Below are 18,524 nucleotides of genomic sequence, written 5' to 3' on the forward strand. Positions count from 1 at the left end.
CTTTATTTGCTCTTTGTTTAAGCCTATAATATAATGATTTCATCAATGTAACTAGAACAGTATGTTTTATATTTTGGAACCTTATTTGACATTATGAGAAATGATATTTATGAACTTCTAAACCGAATAACAGATGAGGAAAAAATGATTCTTGAAGGGGATACCAGCATCAGAAAAGAGCTGTATACCTCTGAAGATGAATTTGTAATAGATTCGGGAAAGCTTCTGGCACAGGGAAAGCTAATCGACATTCGTCCTCACACCAGATTTGCATATTTCCCTACACACAGGCACAACTATATAGAAATGGTTTGTATGCTAAAGGGACATCTTACTACTCATTTTGTGGATGGCGAAACTTTAACTTTACACGAGGGGGATATTCTCCTTTTGAACAGACATGCCAGACATGATATTGAGCCATGCGGTAAAGACGATATTGCAATTAACTTTATTATCTTGCCTGAATTCTTTTCCCGCACTCAAATATTCTATGATAGAAATGATATTTTGAGAGATTTTATCGTAGCCTCACTTTCTGACAAAAAGTATTACAACGATTATCTGCTTTACCACGCCGCAGGAATTCTACCTGTAGAAAACCTGATTGAAAATTTGATTTGGACTCTCACATATCACAAAAATGATATGAACACTATCGCCATGTCCACCATGGATTTGCTTCTAATGAATCTATGTACTCTCTCATCAGATACATTGACTGATATGAGCCGTGGCAGTAACTCAATCACAATTCAAGCTCTTGAATACATTGATACCCACTTTGACAATGGCACACTGGATGAACTGGCTCAGCTAACAGGGTATTCAACCGCCTACCTTAGCCGCCTACTCAAGCAAAACACCGGGCTTAATTTCAAACAGCTTTTACAACAACGTCGCCTTCAGGAAGCTGCATACTTACTTGAAAGCACTACTCTTACCACTGAAAAAATCATAAAAAAAATTGGCTACGAAAACTCTGCTTACTTTTACAGAATCTTCGAAGCCAAATATGGTATGTCCCCTAGGGACTATCGCCTTAGAATATGAGTACTATTTTACTCATTTTGCCACAACCTTCTCTACTTAACCACTACCTTTATTCTACATCCTGCAATGCAGCAAAGTCTTCCTCTCCTGTTCTAATCTTTACAACCTGCTCAACATCATATACGAAGATTTTTCCATCACCGATGTGGCCTGTGTAAAGAACCTTCTTAGCAGTATCGATTACATCCTTTACAGGAACCTTGCAGACTACCACGTCCACTCTAATCTTAGGAAGAAGTGCAGGCTCAAGTGCAACGCCTCTATAGTATTCAGGGGCACCCTTTTGAACACCGCAGCCCATTACATGGGATACTGTCATTCCTGTAATGCCAAGCTTCATAAGAGCATTCTTAAGCTTTTCAAGATTACGCTCCTTGCAAAGGATTTCTACCTTTGTCATTCTAGGCTTGCCTGCTGATGTAATCTGAGATGGTGCATACTCAACCTCTACTGCATCATCCATTGATGCAAGACCAGCAGCCTCTAAGGTATCAGTGATAAGTGATGCTGTTTCATCATCATATTCATCTGCATCAAAATCATCCTCTAGCATGTTAAATCCAGAATAAGCTGATGGAAGTCCATGCTCAGTTCTATCTAGACCAACTATCTCCTCCTCTGCAGATGCACGAAGACCAATAGTCTTTTTTATTAACGTAAATGCGATAGTAATTGTAACTGCAGCCCATGCTCCTACTGTAAGAACTCCAAGTAGCTGTAAACCAAGTAGCTTAAATCCTCCTCCATAAAAAAGACCGGTAAGCTCACTGTCAGGAGCTGATGTAGTTGCAAATAATCCTACTGCAATTGTTCCCCAAATACCATTCATCATATGTACTGCAACTGCACCAACTGGATCATCAATACGAAGCTTGTAATCAAGAAGCCATACACCAAATACTACAAGAAATCCTGATACAACACCAATTATGATTGCACCAAGTGCATCAGTTACGTCGCATGGGGCTGTGATTGCTACAAGACCTGCAAGTGAGGCATTAAGTGACATTGATACATCTGGCTTGCCATATTTAATCCAAGTGAATGCCATTGTTGTACATGTTGCAACAGCAGGTGCTATTGTTGTTGTAACAAAGATTGATGCAAGCTGTTCTACTGATGTAGCTGCTGCACCATTAAATCCATACCAGCCAAGCCAAAGAATGAATACACCAAGTGCTCCAAGTGCAATGTTGTGACCTGGGAAAGCATTTACCTTTGTAATCTTGCCCTTGCTGTCATGATTAAATTTACCAATTCTAGGTCCAAGCATTTTAGCACCAATCAGTGCACAAATACCACCAACCATGTGGATTGCACAGCTACCTGCAAAATCATGGAAGCCAAGCTGTGATAGCCAACCGCCTCCCCAAATCCAGTGTGCCTCAATTGGATAGATTACAAGTGAGATAACACCTGAGTAGATACAGTAGCTAATGAACTTTGTACGCTCTGCCATGGCGCCACTTACGATTGTTGCTGTAGTTGCACAGAATACTAAGTTAAATACAAAGTTGCTCCAATCGAAGCTTGCATAATCTGTAAACACCTGAAGAGATGGCTTACCAACAAGACCAAATAAAGCATTTTCACCAAACATTAATCCAAAACCTAAGATTACAAACATCACTGTTCCAATACAAAAATCCATAAGGTTTTTCATAATGATGTTTCCTGTGTTTTTTGCTCTGGTAAAGCCAGCCTCCACCATTGCAAATCCTGCCTGCATCCAAAATACCAATGCAGCTCCTATCAGGAACCATACACCAAATAACATGCTAGAATACTCTTCCATATCTTTTCCTCCTTTTTATAAAACAAAAGGCGCCGCAAACGTAATTTCTTACATTTACGACGCCTTTGTCATTTCTCAAACAAGTCTTGTTTTTTTATTTGTCTAGTATAATATTCTTCCCCAAAAGTTTTGTCAACACTTTTTTGTAGAAATTTTTCAAATCATTTTTTTCATAAATATAATTTTTCTTACTGAATCGGGTGCAATATTAACCAAATCAGTCGTCTTGTTTGACTAGCCTAACTTCCTATGCTAAATTATTCTTCGCCGTTAGATAATTCTAACCAAAGATTTAAACAACAAACACGGAGGACAATATTTCTTATGAAAAAAAGATTATTTACATTATTAATCACTGCATCAATTGCAGCTACAAGCATAATCGGTTGTGGTAGTACAGCTGAAAATTCCAGTGAAAATGCCGTGGCAGCTACAGCCCAGTCATCCACTCAAGAGACTTCAGAATTTCCTATTACAATTAAGCACGCTTTTGGTGAAACTACCATCGAAAGCAAACCAGAGCGTATAGTTAACCTTGGATGGGCTAATCAGGATACAACTTTAGCCCTTGGTGTAGTTCCAGTAGGTGTATCTGCTGCTAATTATGGAATGATGACAGACAACAAGCTACACCTTTGGACTGATGAAGCCTTTGCTGATTTGGGTGTCGAAAATCCAAACGTATTTAATGACGAAACTGGATGGGATTACGAAGCTATCGCCGCTTGCGAGCCTGACATTATTATCGCATCATACTCTGGATTCACAGAAGAAGAATATAATCTTCTCTCTGAAATTGCTCCTGTAGTACCATTCCTTGAAACTGCATGGAAGACAAACTGGCGTGAGCAGACAATCACTAATGCTACTGCAATGGGTATGAAATCAGATGGTGAAAAGCTCGTAGATGAAACTGATGCTCTTATTGCTGAAAAGCTTGCAGACTATCCTGAGCTTAATGGCAAAACCGCAGGATATTTTTGGATTTCCCAGGATGATATGAGCACTTTCTACGCTTATCTTCCAAATGATCCAAGAGCATCATATCTTAATGATTTGGGATTAAAGACACCTGAGAGCATTCTTTCCCTTGCAAGCTCTACAGAGGATTTTTCTGTAACAATCTCTAGAGAAAATACAGAAACATTAAATGATGTGGATATTATGGTCGTTTACGGTGACGAAGGACTTCTTGAGGCTATGCAGGCTGATCCACTTATGAGCCAGATTCCAGCTGTTAAAAATGGTGCTGTTGTTCTTATTGACTCAACCACAGCCCTTGCTGCTGCAACTACACCATCAATCCTTTCCATCCCTTATGCAATCGATGACTATTTATCTTTATTAAGCGAGGCAGCAAATAAAATTGAAACAGAATAAAATAACAATCGTATTTACTATAGGAATAATCGTCCTAATACTATCTGTTATTGTATCAATTACCTACGGTGCAAAAGCCGTAGGTTTATCTGATATTATAGATGGTATTTTGGGACGAAATACTGATAGCTTCAACGCAAATGTGGTAGCCGCCAGAATACCGCGAACCATCTTTGGTTTAATAGCAGGGGCTTCTTTAAGCATTGCTGGTGTATTGATGCAATCCATAACTAGAAACCCTATTGCAGACCCAAGTATTTTAGGTGTTAACACCGGGGCTTCACTTTTTATTGTTATTGGAATTGCATTTTTCAATATTCAATCAAAAATTACCTACATGGGTATAGCCTTTGTTGGAGCACTTATTACTGCACTGTTTGTATATAATCTGGCATCTCTTGGAAATGGTGGCGCAACTCCGATAAAACTTGCTATATCAGGTGCTGCTGTAAGCACTGCCCTAACAAGCCTTATAAGCATTTTTGTAATGCCTGATTCAAGCGTTATGACTACATTTCGCTTTTGGCAAATAGGAAGTATTGGTGGAACTACAAACACAGACATATTATTACTACTTCCCTTTACAATAGCAGCCATCGTTATAAGCTTAATGCTTTCCAATAATCTAGATACTATGCTTCTATCAGAAGAAACTGCAAAAGCTCTAGGCTTAAATATTGGTCTTACCAGAGGAATTGCAGCCATCTGTGGTGTTATATTATGTTCTACTACAACAGCTCTTGCAGGTCCAATCAGCTTTATTGGTCTTATGATTCCACATCTGATTAGAGCAATTGTTGGTAGCAATCACAAGATACTTATCCTAAGTAGTGGTATTTATGGTGGAGCTATCCTTATTATCTCTGATGTACTAGGAAGAATCCTTGGAAGACCTGGTGAATTAGAATCAGGTATTATGACAGCTCTAATTGGAGCACCTGTATTTATATACTTAATTAGAAAGGCAAAGCTACAGTCCTTATGATAGATAATTCAAAGATATTTGCAAATATAAAGTCACACCGGATTAAATATAAAATCATACTAACAATAATGGCAATTATCCTGCTAATACTGGTTTGCCTTAATATGACAATTGGCGAAAAAAACTATTCTCTTATGGAAGTAATACATACACTTCTTTCAAGTGAGAATAACTATATTATTATGAAGCTAAGGCTTCCACGAACATTAGCTGGCATCTTCTGCGGTATAGCATTTGCCATAGCGGGAAATACCTTCCAGACTCTGCTCGGAAATCCCCTTGCTAGTCCAGATATAATTGGTGTTTCATCTGGTTCTACAGTAGCCGCTGTATTTTGCATTCTTTTTCTAAACCTAAACAGAGGATTGGTATCATTTGTAGCGGTATTAGCAGGTGCAGTCTCAGCTCTATTAATTTATAAGTTAGCCAGTAAAGATGGTTATTCCACCAATAGACTAATTCTCACAGGCATTGGTGCTCAAGCCTTCTTTTCGGCTCTTATCAATTGGATGATTAAGAAGGCTTCTGAATATGATGTTCCTACTGCCATGCGCTGGATGTCAGGAAACCTAAACGGAATCACTACAGATACTCTTCCACTATTGATTGTTATTGTACTATTAGCTCTCATTACAATGACTTATCTAAGTAACAGCCTGCAAGCTTTGGAGCTGGGAGAAAACTACGCCACTGTCCTCGGTGTAAATGTTGATGTAACACGTTCCCTACTAATATTGATATCAGTAGTATTAATCGCCTTTGCAACAGCTATTTCCGGTCCTATTTCTTCTATAGCATTTTTATCAGGACCTATAGCGGGCAGGCTATGTAGCAAAAATCAGATTAATACTATCCCTGCTGCACTCACAGGTGCAATCCTCGTACTTGCAGGAGATTTTATAGGTCAAAATCTGTTGCCTACCAGATATCCAGTAGGAATTATTACAGGAATTCTAGGTGCACCTTATTTGGTATATCTTCTTATTAAGCAAAACAAAGGAGGTTCTATTTAAATGAACGATAATATTCTAAAAGCCAATGATATAGTAGCCGGATATGGTGATAACACTATTATAGATGGAATTAACCTTAAGATTCCTGCCCACAAAATAAGCGTTATACTAGGTTCAAACGGAAGTGGCAAGTCTACCATGCTTAAAACCTTCTGTAGACTGCTTACTCCTCATTCTGGATCTATAGCTTTAAATGATAAATCTTTGCAGGAAATGAAAAATAAGGATATTGCTAAATCAATAGGTTTACTTCCTCAAAACTCCATTGCGCCAGAAGGTATAACAGTAGCTGAGCTTGTTACAAGAGGTCGTTTTCCATATAGAAAATTCATGTGCTCTCTTACAACAGAGGACTATGCTGCCGTAAAGGAGGCCATGGAAGCTATGAAAATCTGCGACCTTGCAGATAGAAGTATTGATGAGCTATCCGGTGGTCAGCGTCAACGAGTATTCATAGCATTAGCCTTAGCACAACAGACAGATATTTTATTTTTAGATGAACCTACCACCTTTTTAGATATAGCCTATCAGATTGAAATCCTGGATTTGTTAAAGGAACTAAATAGAAAAAAGAAAACCACCATTGTTATGGTGTTGCACGATATTAATCTTTCCAGCAAATATGCAGATTATATATTTGCCATGAAAAATGGAATGCTAATCAAGGAAGGCATCCCTTCGGATATAATTACCTCACAGACTATCGAAGAAATATATGGTCTAAAAAGTGTTGTAATTACGGATCCTGTGTCCTGCTCTCCCATGATTATTCCAATCAGTTCTCATGATGATTTGACAAATGTCTCTTAAAATCACCAGGTGTCAATCCACACCATTTCTTAAAAGCATTGTAGAAAGCAGTTTGGCTGTGATAGCCAACTGCTTTTGATATTTCTTCAAAATTCATTTTATTTTCCTTTATTAGAAATGCTGCTCTACTCATTCTAATATTATTCTGGAAATCCCAAACTGTTTGCTTAAAATAATCCTGAAAGCCATATTTTAATTTCTGCTCACTAATTCCAACTTCCCCGGCAAGCATGGGAATAGTTTTGAAATCATAAGCTGAACTGACTATTATATCCCTTACTTTATTAAGCTTATTAATATCCTCTCCACTTATTTTTATATCCCTTTTTCCTGCCTTTACTACCCTGATATATCGGTCTTTACTGGTAACAAAATACATTCTGGAAGAAGGCGCTAATAAAAGCTCTACAAGCTCAATAGCGCAAGCATGCATCAAGGCACTCGTAAGAATACGATTTTTAATGTAACCTTCTACCTTAGAAAGCACATCTATTATCTCTTGGCTTATCATGGTATAACGCGTATTTACCATGATAAAATCCAATTCCTTCTCTTGTCGATTAATAGATGGAAGTAATGTATCCACCAAATAATCATAATTAATTGAAAACTCTACCCCCTTAAAATGTTGGCCTGCCCGCCATACTCCAACACCCTTATCCATTTTTTCTAATGCCATAAATGAAGATGGTATGGACTGAGCTACAAGCTCTCCGTTTTTCGAGGAATAGGTTATTCCTTCGTAAATTATTCCAAAGTGCAAAAACCTGGTGCCATAGTGATACTCGATAGAAAAATCACTATCAACCACATAATCCCCTATGCCACATTGAATGGTTTCAGGTTGGCCATAGCTTACTATTGAGCCAGCCTGATTATTTTCATATAAAACAAATCCATCCTGATTACTTACATTTGTAATCTTGGCAAAATCATGGAACAATTTTTGATATTCACTTGAAGAATTTGCTATTCCCTTTTTCATAAAATAAAATATTGCCTCCAACTATTCCACGCTCTTAAGAGCTTCTGTCATTGGAATTCGTTTAATCCTTCTAATATCAAAGAATAGTACCACAATATAGGCAACAATTACAATCATAATCATCTTAAGGTAATCCTTAGGAGCTATGTAGAATTCAAACCATCCGCTTAAATCAGCCATTACAGCACGCCACATCTGCATCAGCACAAAGGTACTAAGCCACGCACCTATTACAGAAAAGATTACAACCATAACAGTTGTTAGTCTAATAAAGATACTATTAATCTCACCGCTTGTATATCCTAAAACCTTTAGCATTGAAATAGATACAGTATTCTTTTCAATAATGATTTTGGTAAGAAGCAGGATTAAAAGCATTGCAAGTATTAGACAGCCCACTGCAAAATAATCCATATATCCACCCATTGAATGGTCTAGCTGCCTTACCATCTTTAGGATATCCTCCACTGTAACTACAGAAAGAATGTAATCCTCATCAATATCTGTTATTTCAGCATCTGACAAAAAGCCAGTATAGTGCCCCTCATCATAATCAAATACCTTGTTGAAATTATCGTTTGGCATAAATATTGCAACAATACCCTCCTGGTCATAAATACCTGCTATCGTAAATACGTATTCATCACTGGTGTACTTTTCCTTGAGGGTAATAGTCTGCCCTTCCTCTAGTCCAAACTTATCTGCAAATGGAGATGATACCCATACCTCATCTTTATCTACAGTACCATCAATACTAAAGTAATCACTATCCTCTATATAACCGTAGGCTGTTACTTCCTCACCAATATGCACTCCATCAACAGTAAGAAGACCTCTTGAGCTATATTTTTCTGCTGATGGCTCCTTTGTTGTAATATCATTTCCATCTGAATCCTGCAGTGATTTTAAAATATATTGATAATCTGCAATCATGTAATCCGGTGCATGCTTCTGATAGTTAGCAAGTGTAGATGGCAATCCCACTGCAAAGCCAAGGAGAATCATTACAAAAAATATTCCTAAAGCCAGGGTGAAATATCCTGTTGCATTTTGCATAAGTACCCTTATTCTAAATCTGTTTAAGAATCTCCACTTAGGTAATCTGATGGCCTTCTTTCTCTTGGAGCGACTTAAATCTCTTCGCAAAAACTTAAGTGGCGAGAAGGAAAGCTTAGACCTAATCACTATAAAGTTAATTAGTATTACCAAAATAGATGGATAAACCGTAGTCTTAACAAATGCATCAATATTCCATAAGGTTTCGTAGGTAGGCAAGCTGTAGGAATTGTAATACATCATAACAACTACTTCCTTGAATACTGTATAACCAAGCACATTTCCCACTATGGCAGCATGCAAAGTAACAATAATAGGCACTGCTATGTAATGTCTTAGCATCTCAGCTTTTGTGTAGCCTGATGCTCTAAGAGTTCCTATTACGCTGGCTTCATTGATGATAGTGTTGCTTTCTGTAATAGCAAATATAAAGGCAATAACTGCAATAAGAATAATAAGTAGCACCTCTCCCATAGCTTTGTCGCTACCCATATCTTCTGGTGCAAAATGAATAGCCTGATTTACGTACTCTGGCACATAGCCTGTCACCTCATTTAAGTGTTCTAAATCTGGGTTATCCTCATCTCCACCTGTTGCAGCAAGTATATAAAGGCGTTCTACCAAATCATCAGAAAGCTCCTTTTGCACCTCAGTATCAGCAGGGGCATCCTTATATGTAAATGCATATTGGTATACAGTATCTTCACCTAATTTTTCAAAAGCATCTTCAGTAACAAGACCTATGTCAAAGGTCATAGCATTAAACATAACATCTGTGTTATCTTCAAATAGCGTGCTATAATCAGGCAAAGCAAAAAGACCTGTAATCCTCATCATTTTGCCATCAACCTCTATCTCATCATTTACAGTAACACCTATGTTAGCAGCATGCATTCTATCTATAGCAATCTCGTTATCCTTAGAAGGAAGCTCACCTTCCATAATGCAAGGCTTATTAACCTTATCCCTGATTACAAATACTCTTACAGTATTTTTTCCCTCAGATACCTCTTTATAAAACTGTTTGTAAACAGTAATATCCTCTTTTTCAATAGCCTCTATCAGCTTATCACTAGCCTCTTCCTTAAGATTAAAATGTCCATCCTCAATATTATATTTATCATAAGCATTAAGAGCTGCTGTTTCCATGCTATCATTTGCCACAAACATTCCGGAAACAAATCCTATTACGATTGTCATTATGGCAAAGAGAGCAAAATATTTCTTCCATTCACTTCCGATTTCTCTTGGAATTCGTCTTGTTAAAGGGCTTCTCATTACCAATCAATCTCCTTAGCACTAATCTTATTCTCGTTAATAATATCCTTTCTCACCTTGCCGTCCCTAAGCTTGATGGTGTGGTCAGCCATGTGAGAAATTGCCTCGTTGTGCGTAACCATAATTATGGTATTTCCGTAGCGCTTGTTTACATCCTCGATTAACCCAAGAATCTCCTTGGATGTGTTGTAATCAAGAGCTCCTGTAGGTTCATCACACAACAGGATGTTAGGATTTTTGATAATTGCTCGGCCAATAGATGTACGCTGCTGCTGTCCACCTGATAACTGATTTGGTAGCTTATGACGGTGCTCATATAATCCTAGTGTCTTTAACAAATCATCTATGTCCAGTGGATTATCCGATAGATAGGCACCTACTTCTATATTCTCTTTTACATTTAAGTTTGGAATTAGATTATAAAGCTGAAATACATATCCTAGATGCTTTCTGCGATAGTTGGTCAAAGCCTTTTCGTTCATATCCTTAAGCTTTTCACCGTCTATAGAAATGTATCCTGAATCGGCACCATCGATGCCACCAATTATGTTAAGTAGTGTGGATTTACCAGAACCTGATGGTCCAAGCAATACACAAAACTCTCCTTTAGCAACAGAAAAATCTGTACCTCTAAGTACCTCCTGCCTACTGTCGCCTGTTCCAAATGCCTTATGGATGTCCCTTACCTCTAAAAACTTATCTGGCATATCATTCCTCCTGTATAACATACATTCTAACCTGTGTTAGTCATCTCTAACCGATATGATATACCTTTTCTTTTTCCATTGCAATACAAGACATTATTTTTTCACAGCAATCCTTAATCATAAAATAGACGCATTTTTTACAAAAAAGAGACTAAAGAATAATCTTTAATCTCTAATTAATACTTATGCTTCCTGTAGTATTGCTTCTACCTGATCCTTCTTTTCAAAAAGTACGCAGCCGCCTACATGGTCATCCTTTAGAATATCCCCGGACTGTAGAACCTCAAACAATCGGGAAGATATTGCGCCCTTTAATCCCATATCCATTACATTTGTATCTGAGAATGGTGAAAATGGACAAGGCTCTGCCCCTCCATGTGAATTAATATGGAAAAATCCTCTGCCTGCTGCAACACATCCACCTGAGGACTTTTCATCTCCAGGAAATGATATAAACACCATGTCCTCATATTTTTCTCTAAGCTCAGCTATCCTAGCTCTTAACCGCTCTTCTGAGGCTTCCTCCAAAGCAAGATGCTTGCTTTCCTCAGAAACAGGTACATACTCTACATAGATAACAGCCTTACAACCATAGCCCTGTAGCATGGAAACGAAATCATCTGAAAGAACATCATCAAAGTTTTCAGTAGTAACTGTTACGGAATTACCAAAAATCTGACCATTATTCTTAAATGTCTCCATATTGGAAATCAGCTTTTCATAGATGCCTTCACCACGTCTTGCATCTGTAGCTTCTTTATGTCCCTCGATACTCATAATAGGCACAAGGTTTCTGTTCTTATCAAACAAATCAAAATATTCATCGCTGATAAAAACACCATTTGTGAATATAGGAAATAGTATATTAGGCTTAGTTGCGGCAGCCTTAATTACACCCTTTCTAAGTAGAGGCTCACCACCTGCCAAAAGAATAAAGCTGATTCCTAAATCCTCAGCCTCGTTAAATATGCTAAGCCAGTTATCATCAGTAAGCTGATTAACAGGCTCACAATCCTTAGTAGCCTCGTTTTGTCTGGAATAACAGCCAGCACAATGAAGATTGCAATTGCTGGTTATAGATGCAATAAGAAATGGTGGAACATGTAGACCGTCAGCTTCATACCTTCTTCTAGTATCTGAAGCCTTTTTAGTAGCCAGAGCAAACTTTCCCATAAAGATGCTCTCTTTTGGATCCTTAAGTGTAGCCCTAAGAGAATCCTTTACTACTCTTTCCACGCCATGTGTCATGTACTCTTGAATATCGAATTCCTTACTCATAATAAAACACCTCGAGTTTGATAGGTTTGATTGTGTGCATTACGATTGTATGCAACCAATATTATATTAACACCTTAGGAATCATATTACAAGTGTTATTCTTTGTTTAGGATATCTCCATCAACAAACGGTTGAAGCTAGTAAACAAAAACTAGATTCCTATCATTCTATATAAATACCATCTGGCTTATCAGAGCATACAACAAAAACTTCATTGCCTAGTAAAATAGCTTTTGGCAATCTAAATGGACGATTATGATAGAACTCATCCATTACAAGCTTGCCATCCACATATACTTGTATGACATCACAAGGTAGGTCTATATCCACAAAGCCCTCACTACCTTCTACATTTAGGCTGTACCAGGTTATTGGTTTGTTTTGATACTTAAGCTCATGGCTATACATTTCAGGGATTTCAAAGGCAGGACTATCGAGCTTGGTTAAGTGATAAGCATTATCTAGCTGAGCCTTTAATTGCTTTATTGTTTTTCCACTTTCCTTAGCATAGTATACTTTTCCGTCTACCTTTCTAAGAAGCTTTGCTTCATCTATGCTAATTACTTTTATTTCAGCTTTTTTGTCTGGATTTTCAAATTCAAACTCAGGAGTAATTCCAGGAATTTCCATGAAAAACCATGTATGGCCCTCCTTGCAAATAGGCTGAGCTGTGGCATATTTAAGTGTTACGCCATCTCCCAAATCCATATTAAATGGCATGAAAAAGGCGATGTTTTCTTTTACATTAATAGTTGGGAACTTCACTAAGCCTGTATCGATAACCACATCATTGATAGCCTGCAATTTATGTAATCTCTGATAGTTGTTAATGAAAACAAAGCCACTGTTTTCATCTCTTCGCATGCCATAACGTAAGCCTTCCATCGTGCCTAGCTTACTGTTTGAGCTTCCCGCCACATAAGTCATAGTGGCAAGCTTTTCTCCATACTCATGTATAAATAGATGCAATATATTTAGTAAATCATAGGACTCTCTAGTCTCTTCAAAGGAAGATATTGGAGCCTGAAAATCATAGGATATAATAGGATAGTCATTAGGATAACCAGTAGCCTTTGATTCCTGCAGTGTGTAAGTATCTGCCACCTTATTAATGCCACCATGATACATATAGTATCCTAGCAGGTTTGCTCCCTCACATAGCATGATAAGTGTCATGGCATATATATCCATACCATGTATATTATATCTACGATGATAAGTGTTCATAAGCCCTGCTCCTATCTCACAGGTTGCATAAGGATATCGCATATACGGTAGCTGCCAATCATCCTCTTCCTTTGCCTTTATCAAATCCTTGCCTATGGCAGAATCATTTCTAATTCCAGTAAAATAATATCTAGCACATGGAGGAAGCTGCTTCACCCCCTCATCCCATGGTGCATCGCAATATCCACCAAAGGTAGGAATTACATCATCAACAGGTATCTTTGCCCCGCTTACAGAATTCCAGCCTGTCACTGTAAATAGCGGTACATCTATTCCCACCTCTATTGCCATTTGCTTAAGTGTCAATAGATGTTCCGAGCTCTCCGTAAGCTCGTTTTCCAGCTGACACATGATGATAGGGCCACCATCCTTGAATAACAAGCCTTGAACCTGAGTTGCTATTTCTTTATACCATTTCTTAACAATATCCAGATATTCATCATCATTACATCTTAGCCTGCAATCTTTTTTCAAAAGCCAATCAGGGAATCCACCATTTCTTACCTCACCATGACACCATGGTCCAATGCGGATGCACACATCAAGCCCTACATCCTTAGCATACTTAACACAGTCTCTAAGATTATTGTCACCTTCCCAGTCAAACCTGCCCTCTTCTAACTCATGATAAATCCAAATGATATAGGTGGATACAATATCAATTCCACCTGCCTTCATGGTCTCAAGAGCCTGTCTCCACTGGTTACGAGGAACACGCTCAAAATGCATTTCTCCCATTACAGCCATAGTAGGCCTTCCATTTTTTTCAATAGATAAGCTGGTAACGGAGATTTCGTTACCAGCAATATCCTTTCCACCTAGATTTAGATGATTTTTAATAATCTCAGGATTTTTATAATCTTTAAATTTGTAAACCATATTATTCCCCCAAAAGTTTAATTCTAGGGATATTTTAACATAGTTTGCTTTCTTTTGGACCTAAATATGAATCACGCTTTTCATAATTTTCATTCCATAACACAAGCTTTTCTATTACAACACCTGGGTCTATTGCTGAAAGCTTAATTGTATTTACACCCTTGTGCAATTTAAGCTTGCAGGTGCCTATATGGATTTGATCTAAAACACCCTTTCTCCAGCTATTTGATTTCCATGGAACAAAATCAGTTTCTGGTATGGTATTTACGATAGCACCCTTTTCATCATTGGCAGCAACTGTAAGTGCAAGCTTACCCTGATATACTACTGGATTGCTTGCTGCTGCATATACTTCAACCTCATAGTTTGCATCTTCACAGGCATATACATTGTAGATAAGTTTTGGTGCTTCATCACCATTATCAAATCGAACTGTCTGTGGATATGCCTTCATACCACTTTCGTATCTGCCGTAGTCTTTAATCTCTTTGTATTCACCCTTTGCTGTTGAGATAGATTTTTGATAATGGTTAGCCTCAATAGAGATACAACCATTCGTTTCAAGGAAACACTTTTCTGTTACATTGCTTAAATCAATAGTTGTAACATCTACTTGAAGCTCTACCATAGTAATGCTTCCACCATTCTCAGATTCGTCTGCAACAGTCTCACAATCGTCTCCATATATACGAATTATACTGTTTGCAGTCTTGTCCCATTTGTCTTTATTGATTTTTACTGTATATAGTTTTATCTCATCAATTGATAATGGCTGATTCTTTTCTACAACTGCATTGTCATCTGCCCCCGATATCTCAATCCAATCAACATCCCAGTCTATGCGATAGTGAAGCTCCTTCTCTCCCCCATTTGCCACCTCAAACACGCCTGAATCATTTGTTTCAAAGCAAAGTGGCATGTGAAGTACATGTCTGGTCCAACGATGGGCACCTGTAGAATCCTCACTATCAGTGATTCCTACTAATAATCGGCTGTCTTCCACAGGATTTAAAAAATGGCTGATAGGATATTCACACTGCTCATCATTCCAGTTAGTAAATCCAATGTGGTAAACAGATTGCATGTGATTCCACTTCCCACCATTTCTTGTATGGTATTCCTTTACAAGATTACGTTCTGTCTTAATACAATCCTGAATCAACTTCGCATATACGTTAGCATGCTTCATACGCTTTTTAATATATACATTGTTGAGACTGGCATACAGGTGCATCTTATTAATCTCTGCAACAGATTTAAGTGGATAATAAACCACCTGGAAAAAGCATTCCTCTAAATCGGTTCCTTTTACCTTAGCATAAAGCTCTTCTGCCTTGTCCTCAGCTTCGTATATACGATTTAGATAATCTCGTGTCTCATTCTCATGAGCCCCATGATAAATGCTAGAATTAAGTGCCTCTGGGCGTCTTCTTCCACTCCAGCTTACATATTCGCTAACTAAACCAGCTGCCTCCTCTGAAAGGTTTGCATCAAAGCCTAATCCCTTAAGCCAGTTTACAGTGTACTCTATAGTTTTATTGATAGCACCTGTTCCCCACTTATCAAAATCATAGGCAAGGTCAAGGAAGTAGCTAAGAGGCAACTCCTGATTTTTGATATCTCCTACGTTTACAATCCATGCTGAGCGAACACCAAAATCATAGGCCATAGTCATCTGTTCCCACACCTTTGTCAGTGGAGATGTGTTAATCCATAGATAAGAAACTGGCTCACCAAAATAATCAAAATGATAGTACATTCCAAATCCGCCATTTTTCTTACGAAGCTCATCATCTGGAAGTGTTCTGACATTTGCGAAATTGTCATCACAAAGCATCATAATATCATTATCAAGGGCTTCCCAGTCCTTAAGCCCCTTGGTATTTTCATCACCGTAGTAGTATTCTTCTACCTCTTTATATAGGGCAAGAAGCTGTGGGTGCTGGCTTGGAGCATACTTTGCAATCAATTCCTTCTGCTTAATAATAGCCTTCTTGAGTACATTGATATTATCCTCAAGTGTGGCATCCTCAGGCATAAGATAAGAATCATTCTCACCACGCATACCTATAGTAATAAGATTTTCAAAATTCTTATTTCTTGTTAGGCCATCCTTCCAAAATTCTGTGATACCTTCCGCATTAGATAAAAAGCTCCAATCCGTTCCATACTGAGGATTGTCATGTCTAAGACGCTGGAACTCCTGTCCTGAACGGCAACATGGCTCGTGATGAGATGCACCAACAATAACGCCCATTTCATTGGCAAGCACTGCATTGTCAAAATAATCAAGTGTAAAATCTGAGCGCCACATAGCAGGCCAGATATAGTTGCCCTTTAATCTTAAGAGCAATTCGAAAATCTTCTCATAAAGCTCAGGTCCTGGGCTGATGCTTCCATAGTTTTCCCTTGCCCAGTTACCAAGGCAAGGTTGCTCATCATTAATAAAGAAACCTCTATATCTTACTGATGGCTCCTTTGAAATCATGCAGATATCATCTGTAAGAACCACCTCTGCCTTGCGCTTTACATTCGCATCTGCCCAGAAATACCATGGAGACACACCCATGATTTCTGAGATATGAAACATTCCATAAGTAAGCCCGCGCTTATCACTACCTACTACAGCAAGCACCTGTTGTCCCTTAATATCAGGATTTTCAAACATGAAAATACCGTAAGTCTCACGCTTACCTGCAATGTCCTTTGTATCAATTAATTTCTCAAAGGTAGTCTTAACCTGTAAGCTTTCAGCCAGACCCAGATAAATTACAAAGCTTTTATCCGCAGGAAATTCTGTCAAAGTTTCAGGCTCTATCCCCGTTACCCTTTCAATATCCTTAGCAAAAATACCAGCCATTTTCTTCACACCATGCACACCATTATCCTCTAACACAATCGGTGCCACAATGCCATCTTTAAACAAATTAAATTCAGCCATTATTCTTCTCCCAGTTTATTTTTATATGAATGATTCTACCAACTACATCATTTTTACTCTATTCATTTTTTGTCCTTTTACATTGCAAAACTTGCGAAGGTTAAAAATTATGACAATTGGACTGAGCGTTCACTGGCTTATCTTGGTCGATAGTTTGCAAAAATACTTAAAGGCGCTGATTATGCGTATGCACCTCCTGTACAGCAAATTGGAATTCTCAATTTTACACTGTTTAAAGATTATCCCAAATTCTACTCTACATATATGATGCAGGAGTTAGAAAATCACAATATTTACAGTAGTAAATTTGCACTTTCCGTGTTAGACTTAACTCAGATAGATAATGCAACTGACATCGACAAGTCCTACAGATTAGATCACTGGGCTCGTCTTTTCAGCGCTACTACCTGGGAAGATTTAAACACTCTAGCAAAGGAGAATCCGATTATGGCTGAAGCAACAAATACCATAAATAAGCTAACTGAAGATGAACTAGTTCGTGAAGCCTGCTTCAGACGTAATGAGCAGCTTGCCCATGAAGCCATTATTGCCCGAAAGCTTGAACAGCTTACTGAGGAAAATGCAAAAATGAGCGCCGCCCTATCAGAGAAAGATATGATTATAGTGGAATTGCAAAAGAAGTTAGCGGCTCTAACAAATGATGAATAAATAGTCTTTGAACCCTGTTTGTGACAGGGTTCTTTTTTTATTGCTTAATAGAGGAAATGGTTACACGGTGGCTATGCCTATTATTTATGTGTTTATTGTGCTGATCCAATTATAGGCGCGGGCCTATTGTGACATACCCATTGTGATTATTTTGGCTATTATCTTCTGGCGTACAAGCTTTCGAGTATGACAAACATGACTATATCGCTAAGTCATACTTTGTTTTGCTACTGGTGAGACCATTATTCATTTTTAAGTATGACTTTTGCTTGATTTTGGACATTGGATACTCACATTTGTCATTCTCAAGTGTTTATGCCTTGGTTTACGGTATGACTCCCTTATTTCCCGCCTAGAGTCATACTTAAAACTTGGCTTCAGCCCCCTTGCACAGCGATTACAAGTATGACTGATTCAAATAAAGCCGATTGTCATACTTCATTTTTTATTTGCTTTGATTAAAAGTGG

At 38.1% G+C, this 18,524-nt stretch carries 13 protein-coding genes; 6 read left to right on the forward strand and 7 right to left on the reverse strand.

Annotation, left to right across the window (positions count from 1 at the left end):
* The first annotated feature begins 93 nt into the window (after positions 1-93).
* Positions 94-1,053, forward strand: a complete 960-nt coding sequence (locus tag IJ535_RS09730; protein WP_294301940.1) for an AraC family transcriptional regulator — start codon at positions 94-96, stop codon at positions 1,051-1,053.
* 49 nt (positions 1,054-1,102) lie between these two features.
* On the opposite strand, the gene IJ535_RS09735 is transcribed toward IJ535_RS09730, so the two are convergent.
* Positions 1,103-2,848, reverse strand: coding sequence for an ammonium transporter (locus IJ535_RS09735; RefSeq protein ID WP_294301942.1), 1,746 nt, complete (start codon positions 2,846-2,848; stop codon positions 1,103-1,105).
* 324 nt (positions 2,849-3,172) lie between these two features.
* Here IJ535_RS09735 and IJ535_RS09740 point away from each other — a divergent pair, with 324 nt between their 5' ends.
* From IJ535_RS09740 to IJ535_RS09755, 4 genes are read left to right on the forward strand one after another with little or no spacing between them, the layout of a single operon-like run.
* Positions 3,173-4,228 (forward strand): iron-siderophore ABC transporter substrate-binding protein, encoded by a 1,056-nt coding sequence (locus tag IJ535_RS09740; RefSeq protein ID WP_294301944.1) that lies wholly within the window; start codon positions 3,173-3,175, stop codon positions 4,226-4,228.
* Positions 4,215-5,213 carry a FecCD family ABC transporter permease gene (locus IJ535_RS09745; protein WP_294301947.1) on the forward strand — a complete coding sequence of 333 codons (999 nt, stop codon included), beginning with the start codon at positions 4,215-4,217 and terminating at the stop codon, positions 5,211-5,213. The genes IJ535_RS09740 and IJ535_RS09745 overlap by 14 nt, the downstream gene beginning before the upstream one ends.
* Positions 5,210-6,226, forward strand: coding sequence for an iron ABC transporter permease (locus IJ535_RS09750; RefSeq protein WP_294301950.1), 1,017 nt, complete (start codon positions 5,210-5,212; stop codon positions 6,224-6,226). Before IJ535_RS09745 ends, IJ535_RS09750 begins: the two co-directional genes overlap by 4 nt.
* A complete protein-coding gene (locus IJ535_RS09755; RefSeq protein ID WP_294301953.1) occupies positions 6,227-7,036 on the forward strand; it encodes an ABC transporter ATP-binding protein in 810 nt (269 codons plus the stop codon).
* Here IJ535_RS09755 and IJ535_RS09760 read toward each other — a convergent pair.
* The 6 genes from IJ535_RS09760 to IJ535_RS09785 form a co-directional block, all read right to left on the reverse strand.
* Positions 7,002-8,021, reverse strand: coding sequence for a helix-turn-helix domain-containing protein (locus IJ535_RS09760; RefSeq protein ID WP_294301955.1), 1,020 nt, complete (start codon positions 8,019-8,021; stop codon positions 7,002-7,004). The genes IJ535_RS09755 and IJ535_RS09760 overlap by 35 nt on opposite strands.
* Positions 8,022-8,042: 21 nt before the next feature.
* On the reverse strand, positions 8,043-10,355 hold the full coding sequence (locus tag IJ535_RS09765; RefSeq protein ID WP_294301957.1) for an ABC transporter permease: 2,313 nt from the start codon (positions 10,353-10,355) through the stop codon (positions 8,043-8,045).
* Positions 10,355-11,062, reverse strand: a complete 708-nt coding sequence (locus tag IJ535_RS09770) for an ABC transporter ATP-binding protein (protein WP_294301959.1) — start codon at positions 11,060-11,062, stop codon at positions 10,355-10,357. Before IJ535_RS09770 ends, IJ535_RS09765 begins: the two co-directional genes overlap by 1 nt.
* Positions 11,063-11,245: 183 nt before the next feature.
* The gene (locus tag IJ535_RS09775) at positions 11,246-12,340 is read right to left on the reverse strand and encodes a radical SAM/SPASM domain-containing protein (RefSeq protein WP_294301961.1); all 1,095 of its coding nucleotides are present in this window, start codon (positions 12,338-12,340) and stop codon (positions 11,246-11,248) included.
* Positions 12,341-12,502: 162 nt separating this feature from the next.
* Positions 12,503-14,446, reverse strand: a complete 1,944-nt coding sequence (locus tag IJ535_RS09780; protein ID WP_294301964.1) for a beta-galactosidase — start codon at positions 14,444-14,446, stop codon at positions 12,503-12,505.
* A 34-nt stretch (positions 14,447-14,480) separates the two neighbouring features.
* The gene (locus IJ535_RS09785; RefSeq protein ID WP_294301969.1) at positions 14,481-17,387 is read right to left on the reverse strand and encodes a glycosyl hydrolase 115 family protein; all 2,907 of its coding nucleotides are present in this window, start codon (positions 17,385-17,387) and stop codon (positions 14,481-14,483) included.
* A 162-nt stretch (positions 17,388-17,549) separates the two neighbouring features.
* Between IJ535_RS09785 and IJ535_RS09790 the strand changes: the two genes are divergently transcribed.
* The gene (locus tag IJ535_RS09790; RefSeq protein WP_294302022.1) at positions 17,550-18,056 is read left to right on the forward strand and encodes a PD-(D/E)XK nuclease family transposase; all 507 of its coding nucleotides are present in this window, start codon (positions 17,550-17,552) and stop codon (positions 18,054-18,056) included.
* Positions 18,057-18,524 lie beyond the last annotated feature (468 nt).

Origin of the sequence: Pseudobutyrivibrio sp. (assembly GCF_017471675.1) — a bacterium.
GTDB lineage: Bacteria > Bacillota > Clostridia > Lachnospirales > Lachnospiraceae > Pseudobutyrivibrio.

Excerpts from the sequence above, each read along its gene's own strand:
- IJ535_RS09730 (WP_294301940.1), top strand. The coding sequence starts at position 94 with ATGAGAAATGATATTTATGAACTTCTAAACCGAATAACAGATGAGGAA.
- IJ535_RS09735 (WP_294301942.1), bottom strand. The coding sequence starts at position 2,848 with ATGGAAGAGTATTCTAGCATGTTATTTGGTGTATGGTTCCTGATAGGA.
- IJ535_RS09740 (WP_294301944.1), top strand. The coding sequence starts at position 3,173 with ATGAAAAAAAGATTATTTACATTATTAATCACTGCATCAATTGCAGCT.
- IJ535_RS09750 (WP_294301950.1), top strand. The coding sequence starts at position 5,210 with ATGATAGATAATTCAAAGATATTTGCAAATATAAAGTCACACCGGATT.
- IJ535_RS09755 (WP_294301953.1), top strand. The coding sequence starts at position 6,227 with ATGAACGATAATATTCTAAAAGCCAATGATATAGTAGCCGGATATGGT.
- IJ535_RS09760 (WP_294301955.1), bottom strand. The coding sequence starts at position 8,021 with ATGAAAAAGGGAATAGCAAATTCTTCAAGTGAATATCAAAAATTGTTC.
- IJ535_RS09765 (WP_294301957.1), bottom strand. The coding sequence starts at position 10,355 with ATGAGAAGCCCTTTAACAAGACGAATTCCAAGAGAAATCGGAAGTGAA.
- IJ535_RS09770 (WP_294301959.1), bottom strand. The coding sequence starts at position 11,062 with ATGCCAGATAAGTTTTTAGAGGTAAGGGACATCCATAAGGCATTTGGA.
- IJ535_RS09775 (WP_294301961.1), bottom strand. The coding sequence starts at position 12,340 with ATGAGTAAGGAATTCGATATTCAAGAGTACATGACACATGGCGTGGAA.
- IJ535_RS09780 (WP_294301964.1), bottom strand. The coding sequence starts at position 14,446 with ATGGTTTACAAATTTAAAGATTATAAAAATCCTGAGATTATTAAAAAT.
- IJ535_RS09785 (WP_294301969.1), bottom strand. The coding sequence starts at position 17,387 with ATGGCTGAATTTAATTTGTTTAAAGATGGCATTGTGGCACCGATTGTG.